The organism is Paenibacillus sp. AR247 (assembly GCF_002968895.1).
GTDB classification, from domain to species: domain Bacteria; phylum Bacillota; class Bacilli; order Paenibacillales; family Paenibacillaceae; genus Paenibacillus_AQ; species Paenibacillus_AQ favisporus.
Window position 1 is genome coordinate 1 of record NZ_PCZT01000063.1, and the last position, 2,998, is coordinate 2,998.

Below are 2,998 nucleotides of genomic sequence, written 5' to 3' on the forward strand. Positions count from 1 at the left end.
CACTTGGAATGACGACAATACGCCGAACTTGGGAGAGCCGGTAGATCCGAACATACCGATTGCCATACCTTCCGGCGAGCCGATGCGTAAGCGCTATGAAGCGGAGAATGCGTTGTTGGTGAAGGATCCGAATGGAGAAACTTCTCCGGCTGTCCAGCGGGAAAGCACCGCATCAGGCGGGATGAAAATCGCGGGTATCAAGAACGCCAATGATTATGCACAGTTTACAGTAAATGTGCCGGAGGCGGGATTCTATAACCTGTCCGTGCGCAATGCCAATGGCTCTCCCAATGCGGCGGATGCCTCCCATATATTGTCGGTCAACGGCGGCTCCGGTGCCAAATTGAACATCGTCTATTCTGGTCCGAATCGTTGGGGAACCTCCGCGGCGAAAGTCTTCCTTAAGGAAGGCGACAATATCATCCGCTTCTCGAAAGGGAGCAATCTTGCCGAAATCGACAGTATGGATCTATTTAAGCTGGATACATCGGAAATTTTATTTGAATCCCCGGGATTCACCCTGGGGTTGAACGAAACCCGCAGTTTGCCCCTGTATACGGTAACGGGCGCTACCTATACTGCTATCGATACAGGAGCTACCTTCAGTTCTTCCGACACGAAGGTAGCCATTATTGATGAAGGGGATCAGATTAAAGCTGTCGGGGCGGGCAGTACGACAATTACCGCGACATATAATGGGAAAACAACAACGGCCGCGGTAACCATAGTCGCAGAGCCTAGATCGGTGCAGTCACTTGACATGAGCGGATTGGACAGCGTCCTGACCAGCGGACAGAGTAGCCGTCCATTGCAGGTAACTGCTCGCTATAACAACTATGAAATGAAGAATGTGACAGCTGATGCTCAGTATACCAGCAGCGATCCTGAGGTGGCCCGGATTGATACTGTCTCGGTCACCCCTTCGGTATACGCAGATAAACCGGGTACAGCTCTTATTACAGCCGAATACAACGGCAGCAAAACGGCAATCCATTTGACGGTAATTGAGGCTTCTGATGCGGTTCAGGTGGTTTCCGAAGTGAAGACTCCTTCCGGAGTGACTCCTGATCCGCCCAGCGTTGTGGATATTGTCTATAATAGCGAGTCGATGACGGCGGAAGTTGTCAGCTGGAAGCCGGAGGGAATGGACTTCAGTTCTCTTGGTACGGTTCAGGTGCCAGTCATTCTGAAGGTGGATGGCCGAGATATTCCTTCCACTGTATCCGTAGAAGTTGTTGCAGGATGGGGCCTTGATGACATTGTGAATCAGCTCCGCAATAGACTGGCGAATTTCTCTTATCCGTTGGGCACTGGGTTAGGCAACTATAGCCAATCCAAGTATGACGCTTTTGTGGCCGAGGTGGATAAAGCGGAGGAGATGGCCTTCAACCCGGATCTGAGCAAAGAGCAGTTTGACGGGGAACTGGATAATCTCGCTCAGGCGGAAGAGGCTCTGTTAGGTTCGCTTAACAGCGTGCAGGATGGCGTTGCCTATAACGCTTACCGGGATTTCTCCGGCGATACGGTAGGCAAATACCCTTACGGTATCACCACCGAAGATCTGACCAATGGAGCTACTGCAACGGTAAAGGAAGAGGATGGGAATAAATTTCTTCGACTGACCACGACCGCTACCTCGGGCAAGGCAAACCTGTTCCTGCCATATACAGGGGAGGTAAAAGCGGAGGGGGATCAGCGCATCGTCATCGAATATCGCGCCAGATTAAACAGCAGCTTCCAATACGCGAATGGCGCCATGATGAGAAACGACAGCGGTACCGGCAATTATTCGATGGTCACTGCTTTTGATACCGGTAAGTTTATTGTACAGAACGGTGGATCCAAGAAAGCAGTCCAAAACGTGTCCTACAATACTTGGTACAAAATCAAAATGGTGGCCAACTGGGATAACAAGACCTACACCGTCTATCTCGACGATGTTCCGGTAGCTACGGATTACAATTTCCGCCATACAGGCGGTGACAAGCTGATCGGACAACGGTTCGGTATTGACGGATACGCCAATGCCTCCATCGATTTTGATGATTTCAAAGCTATGGTCATAGGAGGACCAAAGGCTGCGCCAGAGGGTCTTGGGAAAGTCGATGAAACAGCGGCTGGCGCCAATGATGGACGTATCACCGGGGTGAATGATTCCATGGAATGGTCTTCAGATCATGGGGGCACCTGGCTAAATGTAGAAGGTGATACACTTGCCAATCTGCCGCCCGGAACGTACTGGGTTCGATACCGCGAAACGGACACACATAAAGCAAGTCCTTATGTGGAGTTCACTATTATGGCTTTTAATCAATCGATTCCTGTCACTAGTGTGAGACTAAACCAAACCAGTGCACAATTGTATACCAACTATGGTCGCTCTACTGTCCAGCTCACCGCACATGTAGAACCCGCTGAAGCATCTAATAAGACCGTGATTTGGAGCACGTCAAATCCGGCTGTAGCTACTGTGGATGAGCACGGACTTGTGCGTGCCCACGCTTCTGGCACGACTGTGATTACGGCGACTACTACAGATGGCAGTTACACAGCGTCTTGCGTTGTGACTGTCGGTGTATATGCGACCAGCGGCGGCAGCAATTCTGGTGACGAGCCTGCCAGTTCGACTGCCCCACCTAAGCCTGCCCCGATCACTAAGAATGGGGACGGCAGCACAACTACTATCGACACAGACCAGGCAACCGGAACGGTTACGGAAACCACCGTCTGGCCGAATGGCGACCGTAAAGTCATCACGAAGGAACGCAGTGGCACTCTGACCGAAGTGGTCACGAAGCAAGACGGCAGCAAAAGCGAGACAGTGAGCAAGCCCGACGGAAGCAGCCGTTCTGTCGTCACCGATTCGCAGGGTGTGAAGGTTGAGACAATCACGACGTCTCTAGGGGAAGTAACGGCCGAAGTTCATCTACCCGAAGGAGTGGCACAAGCACGGATTACAATTCCCGTCAAGAAAGCCTCCGCCTCCACTGTTGCCTAT

General features: G+C 51.6%; 1 protein-coding gene. It reads left to right on the forward strand.

The genetic code is table 11. From position 1 onward, the window contains the following. Positions 1-2,998: Ig-like domain-containing protein (locus CPT76_RS35835; RefSeq protein WP_181153260.1), on the forward strand; the 2,998-nt coding region annotated here is incomplete at both ends.